Origin of the sequence: Paraburkholderia sp. LEh10 (assembly GCF_017814945.1) — a bacterium.
In the GTDB taxonomy this organism is placed as follows: domain Bacteria; phylum Pseudomonadota; class Gammaproteobacteria; order Burkholderiales; family Burkholderiaceae; genus Paraburkholderia.
Map to the genome: position 1 here is coordinate 17,092 of NZ_JAGIPX010000026.1, position 16,897 is coordinate 33,988.

Sequence of the window (16,897 nt, forward strand, 5' to 3'; positions counted from 1 at the left end):
CGTAGTCGATGGCGCGGGCGAACCGCGTGCCGCATCGCAACATCTTCGGAGACTGAGATATGGCGACATGGAAACCCGATCCGACCTTCTATCCTTCCGCCCGCATGGCCGCAGGCGCGCCGAAGGAGACCGTCGCATACGTGGCGAGCTTCGATCCGTCGCGCGAAACGCCCGACGAGCTCGCCGTCGTCGATGTCGATCCCGGCTCGGCTGAGTACGGGCGTATCGTCAGCCGCGTGCCGATGCCCAATACGGGCGACGAGCTGCATCACTTCGGCTGGAACGCGTGCAGTTCGTGCCTGTGTCCGAACGCGCCGCATCCGCATACGGAGCGCCGCTATCTCGTCGTGCCCGGATTGCGTTCGTCGCGCCTCCATATTCTCGATACGAAGCCCGACAAGCGGAAGCCGCAGATCGTGCGCGTGCTCGAACCCGACGAAGTCGCGCAGAAAGCGGGCTATACGCGGCCGCATACGGTTCACTGCGGACCGGCGGGCATCTATGTGGTGTCGCTTGCGAACGCGCAAGGGGAAGCGCCTGGCGGCATCTTCCTGATGGACCACGAAACGTTCGATATTCGCGGCCAATGGGAAATCGATCGCGGCCCGCAGGAGCTGTCGTACGACGGCTGGTGGCATCTCGGCTACGACACCGTCGTGACGAGCGAATGGGGCCTGCCCGCGACCTTCGAAAACGGGCTCGTGCCCGAAGTGCTGCTCGGCGGCCAGTACGGGCACCGGCTGCACTTCTGGGACATGAACACGCGCAAGCACAAGCAGATGGTCGATTTCGGCGCGGAGAACCAGCTCGTGTTCGAGCTGCGCCCAGCGCACGACCCCACCCGGGCCTACGGCTTCGTCAACTCGGTGATCAGCCTCAAGGATTTGTCGGCGTCGATCTGGACGTGGTATCGCGATGGCGGCGAATGGGCCGCGCGCAAGGTGATCGAGATTCCCGCCGAGCCCGCCGACGCCGCCGTGCTCCCGCCGATGCTCAAGGGCTTCGGCGCGGTGCCGCCGCTCGTCACGGATATCGCGCTGTCGCTCGACGATCGCTTCCTCTACGTGTCGTGCTGGGGCACGGGCGACCTCCGGCAATACGACGTCTCCGACCCGATGAAGCCCGAACTGACGGGCACGGTGCGCGTCGGCGGCATTGCGGCGCGCGCGACGCATCCGGCGGCAAGCGGACGTCCGCTGAACGGCGGCCCGCAGATGGTCGAAGTGAGCCGCGACGGCAGCCGCGTGTACTTCACGAACTCTCTGTATGGCGCGATCGACGAACAGTTCTACACGGAGGGGCTCGACGGCTGGATGGTCAGGCTCGATACGGACAAGAACGGCGGCCTGTCGGCAACGAACGACTTCTTCGTCGATTGGCCGAAGTCGCACCGTCCGCATCAGATACGGCTCGAAGGCGGCGATGCGTCGTCGGATTCGTATTGCTACCCGTGACGACGCAAACGCACGGGCAAAGGCAGGCGCGATGAACGGCGTATGGGCAACGGTGATCGGCAGCGGCATTTTTCATGGCGTGAATCCCGCGATGGGCTGGCTGTTCGCGGCGGCGCTCGGGCTTCAGCATCGCAGCCGCAAGGCGCTGCTGATGGCGTTGCCGCCGCTCGCGCTCGGGCATGCCGTCTCCGTGGCGTTCGTCACGACGTCGGCCGTCGCGCTCGGGCTCTTCACGCACACTGAGCATTTGCGCGCGTTCATGGGCGCGCTGCTGATCGCATGGGCCGGATATCACCATTTCTACGGCCACCGGCAACGCGTGCGCATCGGCATGACGGCGGGCTTCGTCGGACTCGCGGTATGGTCGGCGGCGATGGCGACGATGCATGGCGCGGGCCTGATGTTGTTGCCCGCGCTGCTGCCGCTGTGCGGCGCGGGAATGCCCGTCGGCGCGTCGCTCGAATCGGTCGGCCAGGTCACGGCCGTGCATACCGTCGTGACGCTCGCGACGGCAGGCGCAATCGCGCTCGCTGCCTATCAGTACCTGGGGCTCGGCATGCTGCGCCGTGGCTGGATCAATTTCGACTGGCTGTGGTGCGGCGCGCTGATTGTCACGGGCGCGCTGCTGATCGTCACCGGTTAACCGGCGCCGCACCATTCGCACGAGCTCCCGAATAGCCTCACCTTTCACGACAGTGCTGCGCGGGTTACGCGGCAACTCACCGTTCCGCGGCTCCCGGATCGTCTCACCTCAAGCGCATCCGTGAGCACATCGACGGCAAGCCGCCTCACCATTGGCCGCCCCATCCTGGCGTGACGGTCGGATCTCGCGCGAGCCGCGCGGCGCGTCCCGGCGCACAAGTGTGCCGATTCGACCCGTTCGCAGCGCCGATCAGCGGGTCATTAGCCATACCTGAGCAACGAAGTGTTCTTCTTTGTCCGGCTATTCACTGGCGAATTGGCTCTCTACTATTCGCATTCAATCAGAAACACGCGACTGCTTATGACGTCCCACGCTTCATCTCCACGCGCAGGCAAGACACAGCGCTACAGCCGCACGGCTATTGCGCTGCATTGGCTGATCGCGCTGCTGATGATCTGCGGCTTCTATCTCGGCTGGATCATGACGGACATTCCGGGCTTCACGCCGACCAAGCTCAAATACGTCTCCTGGCACAAGTGGATCGGCGTGACGATATTCGCGCTCGCGGTGCTGCGCATCGTATGGCGCGCGACGCATGAAGCGCCGCCGATGCCCGCCCCGATGCCCGCGTGGCAACGGGCCGCGGCACACGCGACGCACGCGCTGCTCTATGTGCTGATGCTCGCCATTCCGCTCACGGGCTACTTCTTCAGCTCCGCGGCAGGCGTGCAGGTCGTGTATCTCGGCGTGCTGCCGCTGCCCACCATCATCGGCCCCGACCACGCGCTGAAGGCCGCGCTGCGCATCGCGCATGTCGCGCTGAACTACACGCTGCTCGCACTGTTCGCGATGCATGTGCTGGCGGCGCTCAAGCATCAGTTCGTCGAGCGCGACGGACTGCTGGCACGAATGATCCCTTTCCTCAAATGAACCCGCTCATTCAGCGCGTTTTGCGCTCCACCCATTCACGACCATGAAGAACATCGTTTATCGCCGGGCGCTGGCGACCGTCACGGCTGCCCTGTTCGCCGCCGCACTGCCCGCCTTCGCGCAAGTGGACACGAGCAAGAGCACGGTTGTCGCAACGTCGAAGCAGATGAACGTGCCCGTCGACGGCGCGTTCAAGGCCTTCACCGCGCAACTGACGTTCGACCCTGCGAAGCCCACGGCGGGCAGCGCGAACCTGTCGATCGATACGGGCAGCTACGACCTCGGCGACCCCGAGTACAACAAGCAGGTGCGCGGCAAGGAATGGTTCGACAGCGCGACGTTCCCGAAGGCGACGTTTGTCTCGACAGCGATCGCGCCCGCCGGCGGCAATCAGTACAAGGTTACCGGCAAGCTGACGATCAAAGGCAAGTCGCAGGTCATCACGGTGCCCGTCGCGATCACGCAGCAAGGCGCGACGCAGACGTTCGACGGCTCGCTGCCCATCAAACGCACGCAGTACGACGTCGGCACGGGCGAATGGAAAGACACCACGGTGGTGGCGGACGACGTCGTCATCAAGTTTCACATCGTCGCCGCAAAGCATTGAGCGCGCGGGGCACACTCATCTATTCAGGAGAATAACGTGAAGAAACAACTGTTGATCGCAGCGGGCGCGCTGATCGCGGGCATGTCGTTCAATGCGATGGCCGCCGCCGACACCTATCAGCTCGATCCGGGCCACACGTACCCGAGCTTCGAAGCCGATCACTTCGGCGGCATCTCGACATGGCGCGGCAAGTTCAAGAAGTCGAGCAACGGCACGGTGACGATCGACCGCGCTGCGAAGACGGGCACCGTCGACGTGACCATCGATACGGCGTCGATCGACACAGGCAACGACAAGCTCGACAAGCACCTGCAAACGCCCGAGTTCTTCGATGTGGCGAAGTACCCGACGGCCATGTACAAGGGCACGCAGATCCGCTTCGACGGCGACACGCCTGTCGAAGTGATCGGCACGCTGACGCTGCATGGCGTGACGAAGCCGCTGAACCTGAAGATCGAGTCGTTCAAGTGCTTCGTCAACCCGATGCTCAAGCGCGAAGTGTGCGGCTCGGAATCGACGGCGACGTTCGACCGCGCGGACTTCGGCATGGACTGGGGCAAGTCCTACGGCTTCAGCACGAAGACCGTGTTGAACATCCAGACGGAAGGCATCAAGCAGTAAGTCCTTTGCGAATCGCTGGTGATCCGCGCAAGCCGCCCTCGGGCGGCTTTTTTGTGTGCTCACATCGCTTAATCGCCCTGATCGCGCAGGCGCCCGCATCTGCGCCGCGTAGAGGGTTCTGCGCCGACAGACGGCGCGCAGTCGTCGGTGCGCATCCATCAGTGCGACACGCGGCGTCCCGCCGCGACGCGCTCCGCTTGCCTGGCATGGACCGTGCGTTTGATCGGTCGAGCCCGCGAGCAAAGCGGCCTCGCCGCCCAAGGAGCACTACGATGAATACGCTGACCATCAAAGACCTGCCGATGAGCGAAGTACTCGACCACGCCGCGCTCGCGAGCGTACGCGGCGGCATCGGCAGAACGCCGCAGCAGATCGCCGCCTGGGAGTTGTCCGGCAAGCCCGCGACCTGGCAGGGCCTCGTTCTCGGCGACGATGGCCGCCTGCATCCGCCGTCGCCGTAAAGCCGTCCAGCGCATGCATGCCTTCAGGGCCGCGGCCCCGACAATCCGAGCGACGAGCACGCGCGCAGGCGCTTCTTCGCGGAAGATGTCGAGCCCGCGTGAACCACGCGAAAGAAGCGCTACTCGTCGTACTCCGAGTATTTTCGCGAATCGCCGCGCACCTTATGCACCGGGTACTTCGCGCGATTCAGATCGATCTTTTCGAGCACCGCCCGATACAGATCGACGTCGAGCCGATCGGCAAGCATCACCAGATACGCGAGCACGTCGGCCATTTCATGACGGATGGCCGTGAGCTTGTCGTCCGCGAGTTCGCCTTTTTCGCCCGACTCCAGCCATTGAAACGGCTCCAGCAGTTCACTCGCCTCGACGCTCAACGCGGTGGCGAGATTCTTCGGCGAATGAAAGCGCGACCAGTCACGCTCGCTGACGAACTGCCGCAGCAGATCGCGCACCGCGACGAGATCGCTGTTCCGTTCCTTCTCCATTCGGACACTCCACGAAAATCATCAATATAGCGATCATTGCGCCGCATGGCCGAGTGTCAACCGATGCACAGGCGCGCCCGGCAAAAACGAAGTCTTCTCGCCGCGCACCCATGCCTGGTGGCCCGCGAGAAAGAACGGCGACAGCGGATGCCCCGACTGCCCGCCCGGCATTTCGAAGATGCCGCGCTGCTCGCGCCCCGGCGACACGATCATCCGCTCCGACGCGCCGAAGTTCGGCGTCTGCACGCGCGGCATGTTGATGTCGCCGGGCAACGGATCATGCTGCGCGCCGAGCCAGCCGCGCACCCACGGCAGCCACGGCGGCACGAGGCGCGCGAACGGATGCTCGATCGCCGCACGGTTGCGGTCTCCCCAGCGCGCGTCGTCGACGGATGTCGTCGCGGGCAACTGCTCGATCGAATGGTCGATGCGATCGAGCATGAACGCGCGCCAGTTCGTGGAGCCGTCCGGCACCCAGGCATGATGTTCGGCGAGCGTCTCCATGACGGCTTCATAGCGCGAGTTCGCGACGCGCAAACCGAGCGGCGCAATACCGCCGCTGCCGCCGCCCGGCATCGCGCCCGCGATATCGGCATCGAGCCTGCCGAACCACGCGTCGTACAGCGAAAAAAAGAACATCCGCGTCAGGCGATAGCCTACGGCATCGGCATCCGCGCGACCGTTCCACGCGAGCAGCTGCTGCCGGAACGCCGCGCGCTGCGGATGTCCTTCGAGCGCGGCGGCATCGAGCGCTTCGAGCGCGACGCGCCGCCATACGTCGATCCATTGTGCGCGGTCGTCCGTCTGGATCGACAGCATCGCGCTCTCGTCGGGGCTCGGCGCGGCAAGCAGGTCGTCGCGAATCTGCGAGGCGCGCGCGCCGAGGTCGGCGCCCGCGTCGCCGATCAGCGCGGTCTCACTCGACATCACGACGCGATTGTTCGCCGTCCACAAGCGGCCGAGCGGCGGGTCGATCCGCTTCGGATACGACGCGGGCGGCAGATATCGCTGCCAGCCTTTGTACGTGTTGGAGTCGTACGGCGTGTCGCTGTCCGGTCCCGTTTGTGCGTCGCCCGGATCGCGCTGCGGCAGCGGACCCGCCAAGGTCCAGCCGATCTTGCCGCGCGAGTCGGCGACCATGATGTTCTGCGTCGGGATCCCGCTGGATTGCGCGGCGCGGAGTGCTTCGTCGATCGTTCGCGCGTCTTCGAGCTTCTGCAGATTCAGATTCACGGCCTCGCGATCGTGCGCGACCCATCTCAGCGCATAGGCTCGCGAGCCGACCATCAATCCCGGCCCCCAGCGCGTCTCGGCCACGGGCAGATCGACGCTCGCGCCGCCCTTCACGTCGATGCGTTCGTGAAAAACGGCCGCGCGCGCCCATGTGCCATCGGGCGTGCGGTATTGCAACGGGTCGGCGGGATTGCGGTGCAGCTCGATCAGATCGATATAGCGCCCGTAGCTGTTCGTGAAGCTCCATGCGATCTTGCCGTTGCTGCCCGCAATCACCAGCGGCGTGCCCGGCAGGCTCACGCCCGTCAGCGCGTGCGTCGGCTGGCCATCGGCGGCGGGCCACGCCAGCGAGACGCGATACCAGATGTTCGGCAGCGACAGCCCGAGGTGCATGTCGCTCGCGAGAATCGCGCCGCCGTGCGCGCTGTGCGCGCCGTCCACGACCCAGCCGTTGCTGCCGACCGCCGATTCCTCCGCCGCGTCCGCGCCCTCGTGCGGCTTGCGCCCGGCGCTGACGGAATTCGCCGCCGACAGCCAGTCGGGCCGCGTCGCGGGAATGCGCGATGGCTCGACGGGAGGCGTCGATGCGCTATCGAACGGTGCGTCCCAGTGGCTCGCGGCGGGCACCAGGAACGCGTACAGATCGGCGGGCACGCGGTCGCGCAATACGGCGCGCGCGAGGATGCGGCGCGTCTCGAACGACTGAAGATCGAAGTACATCGCATAGACCGCCAGCAACGAGTCCTCGGGCCGCCACGCCTCGGGTTGCGTGCGCAGCATCCAGTACTCGAACGGCCGCGACGAAAGCGCGGCGAGTCCGGCATTGACGCCGGCCGCATATCGCTCGATGAGTTGCCGCTGGTCTTCGGGCATCGCCGCGAAGATCGCGTGCGCGCGGGCGCGAAATCGCTGCAGGCGGTTGCGCCGGTCGAGGTCGAGCGCATTCGGGCCGATCAGCGCGGACACTTCGCCCGCCGCGACGCGCCTGAGCAGGTCCATCTGAAAGAAGCGGTCTTGCGCGTGCAGAAAGCCCGTCGCAAACGCGACATCGACTCTCGACCCGCCGTGGATGGTCGGCACGCCGAGCGCGTCGCGCTCGATCGTCACCGCCGACGACAGCGAAGGCACGTGCTGCGTGCCGTCGAGTTGCGCGAGGCTGCCGCGCAGCAGCAGCCAGCCGCCGAGCAGCGCCGCCGCCAGCAGCGCAATGGCGAGCCCCGCCAGCACGAGCGCGGCGATGCCGATGGTTTTGCCGATCGATCGGTTGGACGGCTGACTTGACGCGGCGGGTCGACGGCTCATCGTTCAGATCGCTGTTGTTCGGGAGTCGAGGCGTCTGGGCATTGTGCACGAACCCATTTGCACTATCCCATACGATCGGCGAAACCTCGCTCGTCCAGCATGCTGGAATTTTGTTCCATTATGATGGACACATGGACATCAATTCGTTGATCGCGCGCCGCGTGCGCGAACTGCGCGACGGCCACGGCCTGTCGCTCGAAGCACTCGCCGAGCGCAGCGGCGTGAGCCGCTCGAACATTTCGCTGATCGAACGCGCACAGAGCAGTCCGACGGCCACCGTGCTCGACAAGCTCGCCACCGCGCTGGGCGTCGCGCTCGCGTCGCTGTTCGAAGCGCCCGCGCCGCCCGCCGAAGCGCCCTCGCCGCTCGCGCGCGCAGCCACGCAAGCGGTGTGGACGGATCCCGCGTCGGGCTACACGCGGCGCAATCTGTCGCCGCCGCTCCCATCGCCGATCCAGTTAGTGGAGGTTCACTTTCCCGCCGGGCAGCGTGTCGCCTACGAGACGGGCGCGCGCGAGGCGGAGATCCATCAGCAGATCTGGCTGATCGAAGGCGCAATGGAGATCACGGCGGGCGGCGCCCACTGGCGGCTCGAAGCGGGCGACTGCGTGGCGATGCGCGTCGACTGCCCGACCGTGTTCCGCAATCCCACGCGCAAGCCGGCGCGCTATCTGGTGGCGCTCTCGACGCTGCCCGCCTCACCGATGAGGAGAAACCCATGACCGAACGGATCCGCGTGCGGCGCGTCGCCGCGCAGGACGCCGCAGCGTGCGTAGACGGGCTCGCCGACGTGCTGATCGATTGCGTCGCGGGCGGCGCCTCCGTCAGCTTCATGTGGCCGCTCGCACGCGACAAGGCCGTCGCGTTCTGGAAAATGGTCGCGCACGGCGTCGAACGCGGCGAGCGCGCGCTGCTCGTCGCGGAGGACGCCGACGGGCGCATCGTCGGCACGGTTCAGCTGGTGCTCGCGCAGTCCGACAACCAGCCGCATCGCGCCGATCTCGCGAAGATGCTGGTGCATCGCGGCGCGCGCCGGCGGGGCGTCGCGCAGCAACTGATGGCCGCCGCCGACGACGCGGCGCGCGACGAAGGCAAGACCGTGCTGGTCCTCGACACTGTGACGGGAGGAGATGCCGAGCGTCTATACGAACGCGAGGGCTGGCAGCGCGTCGGCGACGTGCCGAAATATGCGCTGATGCCCGACGGATCGTTGTGCGGAACGACGTTTTACTACAAGCAGCTGTAGCGCAGCCTACACACCGGGAATCACAGACGGCAAAAAAAGCCTTCGACAAACGTTTGCGGTTTTGGAAAATCAGCCCTCAATCTTTTCCGTCACGCGCCGTTATCGCTAGTGCACTCCCACTAACTTGCAGGCGACATGGCCAAGACCATTCCGTTTCCCGGCAGCAATCAGGCGGCGCGCGCGCGGCAGGCGAAGGCTTTGTTGCTGCCGATCCCGCGCAGCACGGCGGCCGAACTGATCCTGCCCGTGCATATCGCGCTCGATGCGCTGCGGCGAGGCGCAGGCAGCCTGAGCGCCGCGCAGACCCTCACGCAGACGATGCTGCTGACCGGCTTCCTGTGCGACCTCGGCTACGGTGAAATGACGTACGAGCAGTTGCGCATCGCCGATCAGGCGCTGGCCGTGACCTTCGAGCGCGGCCGCGCGAGCGACGATTGGCGTCTGGACGACGCGCACATCGAAATGTTCGCGCACATCGTCAGCACCTACGATGCGCAGTTGCAGCGCGCGCCGCTCAGCGCGCTGACGGACGCGAGCGCCCGCCTCGACCGTATCCTGGCAAACGGGTCCGCCGAGCCGACCCTGCGCAAGCAGGCATGACGCGACCCGCCAGGCTCCCGAAAATTCTCACCATTGCGCTTTCACTGCGCTCACGGACGCAACTGCGCTCGCAACTGCGCTCGCACCTGCGGCCCGGCCTGACGCAGGTTCATCCGCATGCGATGAGCGAGCAAGGCAACGACGGCATCAAACATCCATTGCCTGTATCCTCTGTTATCCGATGCGCCGCGTTTGCGGCGGGACCATCACAGCGACCATCCAGCGTGGGCGCGGCGGAGAGGCTTCATGACAAACGACAAGCGCAGCGCCGAAGACATCGATCCTGAACTGCTCGAAGTGGCGCGCGAAATTTTCGACGCTGCGAGGCGCGGCGAAGCGAACGTGCTGGCCGCCGTCATCGAGAAAGGCGCGCCGCCGAATCTGCGCAACGAGAAAGGCGACAGCCTCGTGATGCTTGCGGCCTATCACGGTCACGCGGACGCCGTGCGCGTGCTGCTCGAACGCGGCGCGGACCCGAACCTGCGCAACGACAACGGACAGACGCCCATCGCGGGCGCGGCATTCAAGGGTTTCAAGGACGTCGTTCAAACGTTGCTCGCGCATGGCGCGGATGTCGAGGGCGCATCGCCCGATGGACGCACCGCGCTGATGATCGCCGCGATGTTCAACCGCACCGGGATGGTCGAACTGCTGCTCGCGCACGGCGCCGATCCGAATGCGCGCGATGCGAACGGCGTGTCGCCCGCCGATGCCGCGAGCCGCATGGGCGCGCCCGACACGGCCGCGCTGCTGGCGAAGAAGGCGGGCGCATGAAGCTCGATGGCAAGACGGTCGCCGTCGTCGCGCCGGCAGGCGTGCCCGACATGGAGCATGTCGAGCGCAGCATCGCGCTGCTCGAAAGCTGGGGGCTGCGCGTGCGGGTCGGCGCGCACGTGCGTGACCGCTATCGCTATCACGCGGGCAAGCACGAAGACCGCGCCGCCGATCTGCACCGTGCGTTGACCGATCCTTCCGTCGATATCGTGTGGGTCGCGCGCGGCGGTTACGGCAGTGTCTATTGCCTGCATGCCGTGCCGGACGCCGTGCCGTGCGCGAAAACGCTGGTGGGTTTTTCGGATGCGACTGCGCTATTCGGCGCGCTTCATCGCCTGACCAATGTGCGCGTGATTCACGGTCCGACATTGAACGGCCTCGCGACCAGACACGACGACGCTTCGCGCGCAAGCGTGCTCGCCGAGCTGCGCGAAGAGCGCGCCGCGCCCGTGCCGTTGCAACGCCTGTATGGCGAAGGCACGCCGCGCGTCGAAGGACGGCTTGCGGGTGGCAACATCACGGTGCTCGCGAGTCTTGCCGGCACGCAATGGCAGGCGCGCTGCGAAGGCGCGATCGTGCTGCTCGAAGACGTGACGGAGCTTGCCTATCGCATCGACCGCAGCATCATGCAGTTGCGCGAAGCGGGTGTGTTCGACGGCGCCCGTGCGTTCGTGCTCGGCGATTTCATCCGCTGTCCGCTGCCCGACAACGCGGACTTCACGCTGCACGACATGCTCGTCGATGTGCTCAAGCCGTACGACGTGCCGATCTACGCCGGTTTTCCGATCGGTCACGGCACGCGCAATCATGCGTGGACGTACGGTGCGCACGCGGCGCTCGACGGCGATCAACTGGTTCGCTAGCGCGTCAGGTGCTCGAGAGTTGGCCGACAGCACGCTGCACGGCATCGACGTCAGGCACGCCTGCTCTTAACGCGTCGCGATCGCACCACGGATACGGCAGGCGCCTCGCCCAATCCAATATGCTCGCGGCGGTTTCTCTCGGGAGCGTCGCCATATCTTCGATCGTGATCTGCAGCCGGGTCACGCGCCGCGCTTGCGCATCGCCCGTCCAGTCGTAGCGGCCATAACCGGCACGCGCCGCGCCCGTCGCCTTTTCCGTCATGCAGACGAGCCAGTTGCAGGCAAACTCGCGCTGTCCTTCGCGAGGCACCTCGCCGACGCAGAACGTATAAACATTCTCGTACTGCTGGGCGAAGCCGCTCACCAATACGGAAGCAATCGCATCGCGTCCGTGCGTTTCGCGCGGAAACGCAATGGCGGCCGTCTTCACGTTCATGGCCAGCGAAGCATCGTGTGCGAACGCATCTGCCAGAAGATGTGGACGGTTGCCGTCCTTCGCCAATATGTAAGATTCGATCGGGTCTTTGAGATTTGCCATCGGTCTTTTATCGACAGGTATATGCAGGGGTGCAACGAGCCCCTCAGTCTAGCCGCTTCGCGCGGCTGCGCAGCGCATCTCCTTGACGACGGGCGGGCCTCTCGGCTTGCCGCAAATGCTTCGCGCATTCTTTGCATAACGTGACGAAACGGGCGTTGCGCACGATGCGCTTTGCGTTCGACAATGCCTCCTCCGTGCCGTGTTCGTCACTCGCGCACGCATCCCACAGTTCGAACACGCGCTCTCGATGAACTCCCGCTTCAGCAGTCTCACGCGCATCCATTCCTTCATGCCGCTTGCGGGCGCGACACTGATGCTGGGCATCGCGATGTCGTTCACCGCGCCGTATCTGTCGCTGTTCGGCGTCGAGCAGGCGGGCATGACGCCTTTGCGGCTCGGTCTCTTCATGACGCTGATCGCCGCAAGCGGTGTGGTGGCGAGCGCGTGGGCAGGCAAGTGGTCCGACCGGCACGGACATCACCGCGGCTTGCTGCTCGCCGCGCTGATCGCGGCATCGCTTGGCTTTCTGCTGCTTTGTTTCGTGCGCAACTATACGACGCTGCTCGTGATCGGCGTCGCGTTTCTCGGCGCGGGCGGCTCGGCGATGTCGATGGTGTTTTCATTCGCGCGCGCCGCGCTGCCCGTGCGCGACGAGGCGGAACGCGCGTTCGCGCTGGCGACGTTGCGCACGGTGTTGTCGATGGCGTGGGTGTTCGGCCCGTCGGTCGGCGCGCTCGTGCTCGCGGCGGCTGGCTTTTATGGTCTCTTTCTGTTCGCCGCCGCGTGCTTTGCCGCATGCGGCGCGATCGTGTGGCGCATCCGCGAATCGCCAGCGGGCGATCCGCACAGCGCACCGGCGCACTATGCCGGCGACCCGGCATCATCCCTCGAAGTAACGACCGTCACCGAACCCGCCGAACCGCCGCCGCCCGCGCCGCCTCGCACGCCGCGCCCTGCTCCCGGCACGCAGCGGCAGATCTGGCGTTCCGTCGTCGCGCTGACGTTGATCGGCCTTGCGGCGAACGCGACGATGATCGTGTTGCCGCTTTACGTCGTGCATGGGCTGAAGGGCACGCGGCTCGACGTGTCGATCATGCTGGGCCTTGGCGCATTCCTCGAAATTCCGATGATGCTCGCGCTCGGCGCGCGCGGCTCGACGCTCAACAAGCTGAACTGGCTCGCTGCCTGCGCGGCCGTGCATGTCGTGTATTTCGTGGCCGTCGCGGCAGCGGGCACGATCAATGTGCTGATTCCGATGCAGGCGTTCAACGCGTTCGTCGTAGCCGTGACGTCGTGTCTCGGCATGACGTATATGCAGAACCTGATGCCGCGTTCGCCCGGTGCGGCGACTGCGTTGTTCTTCAACGCGTCGCGGGTCGGCTCGATCCTGTCGGGCGTGCTGTCGGGCGTGCTGGTCGCGGGACTCGGCTATCGCGGGACGTTTCTCGTGTGCGGGTGCCTCGCGCTGGGCGCGCTCATTCTGTTCGCCGATCCGCCGTGGAAGCGTATCGCGCTGCGCTTGCGCGACGGGTGGGAAGATTGGCGGCATCCCGTGCAGTGAGGCGCGGCGACAGCATGAAGGACCTCGCCTGACGAATTCACGCGGCCATGCTGCGATGCGACGATGCGCCGCCTCATGCCATGCATGTATGCCGGCTCGGCGTGCTTGCATGCGCTCTCCTGAAAACGCTCACCTTTGCCGCGCCGCAATCCGCATTTCCCCGCTCGCGCACACACCGCCGATGAACAGTAGAATCGCGTAGAGCCCCCGCGGTGAGGTCCGGCAGGACGCACAGGCTCAGCAGTCGACCCGTACCAGGGATACCAGCACGAAAGCCCGGCACGCAGCGCATCGAACGCGCAGGCGTGCACTTTCCGACGCAAGGAGATCTCATGAAGGTGCTCGCTGTTCACCCCAGTGGCCTGATGTACACCCGCGTGTACCTGAGGCTCGAACCGCTCGGACTCGAAACCGTCGCCGCCGTGATACGCGAAGCCGGCCACGATATCCGCCTGATCGACCTGCAGGTCGAATCCCATCGCGCGCTGCACAGACTCATCCGTAGCTGGCGACCCGACGTCATCTGTTTCTCCGGCAACTATCTCGCCAATATTCCCGAAATCATCGATCTGTCGAAGGCGGTCAAGGCACAAATGCCGGGCAGCTTCGTGTTCGTCGGCGGACACAGCGCGTCGTTTACCGCGAAGGACATGCTCCGGCACGCGGACGGCGCAATCGACTGCGTGCTGAGGGGCGAAGGCGAAGCGAAGATCGTCGAATTGCTCGACGCCGTCGCGCGCAAGGACGACCTGTTGCGCATTCCGGGCGTCGTCACGCGCGCAGGCGATGGGCCGTCGCCGGGCTTTGTCGAAAGCCTCGATCAGATCCGGCCCGCGCGCGATCTGCTGAGGCATCGGCGCAAGTATTTCATCGGCGTGCTCGACCCCTGCGCGTCGATCGAGTTCGCGCGCGGCTGCCCGTGGGACTGCACATTCTGCAGCGCGTGGACGTTCTATGGACGCAGCTATCGCTCGCGCAGCCCCGAAGTGGTGGCCGACGAACTGGCGTCGATCCGCGAGCCGGGCGTCTTCATCGTCGACGATGTCGCCTTCGTGCATGCGGATCACGGCATGGCGATCGCGCGCGAAGTCGAGCGGCGCGGCATTCGCAAAAAGTACTACCTGGAGACGCGCGGCGACGTGCTGCTGCGTAACAAGGAAGTCTTCGAGTATTGGCGCAGGCTCGGCCTGCAATATATGTTCATCGGCCTCGAAGCCGTCGATGCCGAAGGCCTCAAGGCATTTCGCAAGCGCATCGACGTCGACAGGAATTTCGAAGCACTCGCGTTTGCGCGCTCGCTCGGCATCACGGTCGCGATCAATCTGATCGCCGATCCCGACTGGGACCACGAGCGGTTCGAAACGATCCGGCAATGGTGCCTGGAGATTCCGGAGATCGTGAATATCAGCGTGAACACGCCGTACCCGGGCACGGAAATCTGGCTGCGCGAACAGCGGCAACTGACGAGCCTCGATTACCGGCTTTACGACATCCAGCACGCGGTGCTGCCGACGAAGCTGCCGCTGCCCGAGTTCTACGCCGAGCTGGTTCGCACGCAACAGGTGCTCAACCGCAAGCATCTTGGCTGGGGCGCGCTGTATCGCGCGGCGGGCGAAGCGGCTTCGTTGCTTTTGCGCGGACAGACGAATTTCGTGCGCATGCTATGGCGCTTCAACTCGGTGTTCAATCCGAACCTGCAACTGCGCGATCACGCGCGCGAAGTGCGCTACGAGATGACGCCACCCGTCGCGCAGCAGCCGGAAGAGAGCAACGTGAAGGTGCTTTACGTGCATGGTCCGACTGGACGCAAAGGCCGCAAGATCGACGACGCGACCGAGAAGTTCGTCGATCAGAGCCGTATGGGCGCGGGTTAGCCGCGTGTGCTCAGAACGGCTCCTTGAAGGGCCGCAGATCGATCTCGTGCGTCCATGCGGACGGATGCTGCAGATGGATCTGCCAGTACGCTTCGGCGATGGCATCGACGCTCAGGAGCCCGTTCTCGCCGCGCTCGGCGACGGCTTGCGGGCGTGAGCTGCGCAGACGCTCACCGTCGATGCCGCCGTCGATCACCACATGCGCGACGTGCAGTCCGAGCGGCCCGAACTCGCGCGCCATGCTCTGCGCGACCATGCGCAAACCGGCCTTGGCTGCCGCGAAATGCGCAAAGCCCGGTTTGCCGCGCAAGCTCGCCGATGCGCCCGTGAAGATCACCGTGCCGCGTCCGAGCGGCGCGAGACGCCGCGCCGCCTCGCGTCCCACGAGAAAGCCGCCGAGCGGCCCTGAGCGCAAAAAATCCTGCATCTGGCCTTCCGTCAGATCGCGAAACGGAATGTGCCGGTTGTTGCCGACGTTGTAGATGACGAGCGAAGGCAGGTCGATATCGTCAGGCGGGGACATCGCCTTGTCGAAAAGACGCATGATGTCCGCTTCCGATGCGCCGTCCATCGCGAACGGCTCCGCCGATTCACCCCGGCCCGCGATGCTTTGCGTCACCACGTCGAGCTTCGCCTGCGTGCGGCCCGCGACGATCACGTGATACCCGTTCGCCGCGATCTTCCTGCACAGCGCCGCGCCCAGACCAAGTTCGGCGCCCACGCCGATCACCATTGCGCTCTTACGCTTCATACGTGTCTCCGTCGTCCACGAGTGCGCGTCGTAACGCGCCGCGTTCATACCGTCGCGCGATTATAGGCACCGGATACGAATGTCTGCCCGTGAAGCGGGCACGCGCGTGCACAGCGGCTCAGGGTTCGGGGTTGTCGAGATCCGACTGCACGACCGTTTCGCCGTGGCGTTGCGCGGCCTCGCGCGCCTGGTCGCCGTCCGTGAACGGACCGATGTCGGGCGCACCCGTAAAAGGAAACAGCAAGCGCCCGTCCGTCTTGCGCACGACCTTCAATTGTCCCATGTACGAGCCTTCCGTCGTGCGGCGATACGTTGCATAGATCTGATAGTCGTCCTTCGACTCGGGTTTCGCGGCCACAGTGTTACGCGGTTTCGGGAAAATCATCCGTGGCCTTGTCATGTTGCGGCTCCAGTACGCTGCATGCCGGACGCGGCGTTTTTGCCGGCACATCGATTGAAATGGCGCAGTCGTCGCGTGACAAACGCTTGCGAATACGCGGCTGCTTTGCTGCCTGCTGCACTACTCGTTGCACGACTCGCGCGGCGTTCGATGACGCTGCCGTCGCGCGTTCATCAACGCACTCGCTGCGCGTCCATCGTGGGCTTTCGGCTGTCGTGCGCGCCCTGCTTGCTGTGCGCACGCCGGCTGTTGAGCACACCCGGGTCCGACGCGGCGCCCGAGATGCCGGGCGTCGATGACTGACCGGGTCGCGGCGTCTTCAGCTCGCCGGATGTCGCGCCGGGCGTGGCCATCGACTTGTCGCTCTGCGTGGCGGGATGCCAGCCCGTCTGCGCGTAGCCGACCGCCGCGATAGCGGCAAAGATTGCCGCTATCGCGCCGACCGCATTGGAGGAGAAATTCACGACAGCCTCCTGTCTTCCAGCGTCGTCAGAAACAGTTCAGCAAACGACGTACCGCTTTTCCGCCAGCGCTTCATGACTCAGGCCCGA

Annotated in this window: 19 protein-coding genes; 13 read left to right on the plus strand and 6 right to left on the minus strand. The window is 65.4% G+C overall.

Features of this window, described 5'->3' with window-relative positions; all coding sequences use genetic code 11:
• Positions 1-59 precede the first annotated feature (59 nt).
• From J8I87_RS21740 to J8I87_RS21765, 6 genes are all read left to right on the plus strand, one after another.
• The gene (locus J8I87_RS21740; protein ID WP_209933934.1) at positions 60-1,454 is read left to right on the plus strand and encodes a selenium-binding family protein; all 1,395 of its coding nucleotides are present in this window, start codon (positions 60-62) and stop codon (positions 1,452-1,454) included.
• Positions 1,455-1,485: 31 nt separating this feature from the next.
• On the plus strand, positions 1,486-2,097 hold the full coding sequence (locus J8I87_RS21745) for a hypothetical protein (RefSeq protein ID WP_209933935.1): 612 nt from the start codon (positions 1,486-1,488) through the stop codon (positions 2,095-2,097).
• 360 nt (positions 2,098-2,457) lie between these two features.
• Positions 2,458-3,027 (plus strand): cytochrome b, encoded by a 570-nt coding sequence (locus tag J8I87_RS21750; RefSeq protein ID WP_209933936.1) that lies wholly within the window; start codon positions 2,458-2,460, stop codon positions 3,025-3,027.
• Positions 3,028-3,070: 43 nt separating this feature from the next.
• On the plus strand, positions 3,071-3,634 hold the full coding sequence (locus J8I87_RS21755) for a YceI family protein (protein WP_209933937.1): 564 nt from the start codon (positions 3,071-3,073) through the stop codon (positions 3,632-3,634).
• Positions 3,635-3,670: 36 nt separating this feature from the next.
• Complete coding sequence (locus J8I87_RS21760; RefSeq protein ID WP_209933938.1) at positions 3,671-4,255, plus strand: YceI family protein; 585 nt, start codon at positions 3,671-3,673, stop codon at positions 4,253-4,255.
• A 272-nt stretch (positions 4,256-4,527) separates the two neighbouring features.
• A complete protein-coding gene (locus tag J8I87_RS21765; RefSeq protein WP_209933940.1) occupies positions 4,528-4,716 on the plus strand; it encodes a hypothetical protein in 189 nt (62 codons plus the stop codon).
• 119 nt (positions 4,717-4,835) lie between these two features.
• On the opposite strand, the gene J8I87_RS21770 is transcribed toward J8I87_RS21765, so the two are convergent.
• Both J8I87_RS21770 and J8I87_RS21775 read right to left on the minus strand, forming a co-directional pair.
• The gene (locus tag J8I87_RS21770) at positions 4,836-5,204 is read right to left on the minus strand and encodes a nucleotide pyrophosphohydrolase (protein WP_209933941.1); all 369 of its coding nucleotides are present in this window, start codon (positions 5,202-5,204) and stop codon (positions 4,836-4,838) included.
• A 33-nt stretch (positions 5,205-5,237) separates the two neighbouring features.
• On the minus strand, positions 5,238-7,739 hold the full coding sequence (locus tag J8I87_RS21775; protein ID WP_209933942.1) for a penicillin acylase family protein: 2,502 nt from the start codon (positions 7,737-7,739) through the stop codon (positions 5,238-5,240).
• Positions 7,740-7,870: 131 nt separating this feature from the next.
• Here J8I87_RS21775 and J8I87_RS21780 point away from each other — a divergent pair, with 131 nt between their 5' ends.
• From J8I87_RS21780 to J8I87_RS21800, 5 genes are all read left to right on the plus strand, one after another.
• Positions 7,871-8,461: a helix-turn-helix domain-containing protein gene (locus J8I87_RS21780; RefSeq protein ID WP_209933943.1), complete on the plus strand. Its 591-nt coding sequence runs from the start codon at positions 7,871-7,873 to the stop codon at positions 8,459-8,461.
• Positions 8,458-8,985 (plus strand): GNAT family N-acetyltransferase, encoded by a 528-nt coding sequence (locus J8I87_RS21785; protein WP_209933946.1) that lies wholly within the window; start codon positions 8,458-8,460, stop codon positions 8,983-8,985. The genes J8I87_RS21780 and J8I87_RS21785 overlap by 4 nt, the downstream gene beginning before the upstream one ends.
• Positions 8,986-9,120: 135 nt before the next feature.
• Positions 9,121-9,585, plus strand: coding sequence for a hypothetical protein (locus J8I87_RS21790; RefSeq protein WP_209933948.1), 465 nt, complete (start codon positions 9,121-9,123; stop codon positions 9,583-9,585).
• Between the two features lie 246 nt (positions 9,586-9,831).
• The gene (locus J8I87_RS21795) at positions 9,832-10,359 is read left to right on the plus strand and encodes an ankyrin repeat domain-containing protein (protein WP_209933949.1); all 528 of its coding nucleotides are present in this window, start codon (positions 9,832-9,834) and stop codon (positions 10,357-10,359) included.
• Entirely contained in the window at positions 10,356-11,222 is an 867-nt protein-coding gene (locus J8I87_RS21800) for an LD-carboxypeptidase (RefSeq protein ID WP_209933950.1), read from the plus strand. Before J8I87_RS21795 ends, J8I87_RS21800 begins: the two co-directional genes overlap by 4 nt.
• Before the next feature lie 4 nt (positions 11,223-11,226).
• On the opposite strand, the gene J8I87_RS21805 is transcribed toward J8I87_RS21800, so the two are convergent.
• Complete coding sequence (locus tag J8I87_RS21805) at positions 11,227-11,760, minus strand: hypothetical protein (RefSeq protein WP_209933951.1); 534 nt, start codon at positions 11,758-11,760, stop codon at positions 11,227-11,229.
• A 247-nt stretch (positions 11,761-12,007) separates the two neighbouring features.
• Here J8I87_RS21805 and J8I87_RS21810 point away from each other — a divergent pair, with 247 nt between their 5' ends.
• Positions 12,008-13,321 carry a sugar efflux transporter gene (locus tag J8I87_RS21810; RefSeq protein ID WP_209933952.1) on the plus strand — a complete coding sequence of 438 codons (1,314 nt, stop codon included), beginning with the start codon at positions 12,008-12,010 and terminating at the stop codon, positions 13,319-13,321.
• Positions 13,322-13,653: 332 nt separating this feature from the next.
• On the plus strand, positions 13,654-15,195 hold the full coding sequence (gene hpnR / locus J8I87_RS21815) for a hopanoid C-3 methylase HpnR (protein ID WP_209933953.1): 1,542 nt from the start codon (positions 13,654-13,656) through the stop codon (positions 15,193-15,195).
• Between the two features lie 10 nt (positions 15,196-15,205).
• Here hpnR and J8I87_RS21820 read toward each other — a convergent pair whose 3' ends face one another.
• The 3 genes from J8I87_RS21820 to J8I87_RS21830 form a co-directional block, all read right to left on the minus strand.
• Positions 15,206-15,946: an SDR family NAD(P)-dependent oxidoreductase gene (locus J8I87_RS21820; RefSeq protein WP_209933955.1), complete on the minus strand. Its 741-nt coding sequence runs from the start codon at positions 15,944-15,946 to the stop codon at positions 15,206-15,208.
• A 118-nt stretch (positions 15,947-16,064) separates the two neighbouring features.
• Positions 16,065-16,346 (minus strand): DUF6723 family protein, encoded by a 282-nt coding sequence (locus J8I87_RS21825; RefSeq protein WP_209933956.1) that lies wholly within the window; start codon positions 16,344-16,346, stop codon positions 16,065-16,067.
• Between the two features lie 173 nt (positions 16,347-16,519).
• Positions 16,520-16,810: a hypothetical protein gene (locus tag J8I87_RS21830; protein WP_209933957.1), complete on the minus strand. Its 291-nt coding sequence runs from the start codon at positions 16,808-16,810 to the stop codon at positions 16,520-16,522.
• Positions 16,811-16,897: the final 87 nt, after the last annotated feature.